Raw genomic sequence first — 395 nt, forward strand, 5'->3', positions numbered from 1 at the left:
TCCCTTGACGCCCTTGAGGGCTCTGAACCCCTTCAGAGCTCCCAGGCCGGGAAGCACTCCCAACGCGTCGGCGCCCAGCTTCAACCAGTCCACCTTCCCGCCGCGCACCGTCATGTCGTACGCGTGACCGGCAAGGGCCGCCGCGCTCGCCACCACGGCCAGGGTCGCGAAGATGGGCACCAGGAACTGGAGCGGCGGAACGAACGCGCAAATGACCGCAAGGACGGACAGAACTGCCGAGATGTTTGACAGCATGTCGGCCCAGTCCGCCAGGAAGTTCATGAAACCGCCGGGATCCCGGACCGCATCGTGATGCACGACGTTCCTGATATGACGAGCGGCCTTGTCCCCGGCGTCGTCATAGATCTCCCTGGCGTCCTTCACCGCCTTGCGGG

1 pseudogene is annotated in these 395 nt (G+C 65.3%); it reads right to left on the reverse strand.

Annotation, left to right across the window (positions count from 1 at the left end):
* Positions 1–384, reverse strand: a pseudogene (locus LPA54_RS41335) (hypothetical protein); the annotation flags it as partial.
* Positions 385–395 lie beyond the last annotated feature (11 nt).

Source organism: Streptomyces sp. DH12, from assembly GCF_020873895.1.
In the GTDB taxonomy this organism is placed as follows: domain Bacteria; phylum Actinomycetota; class Actinomycetes; order Streptomycetales; family Streptomycetaceae; genus Streptomyces.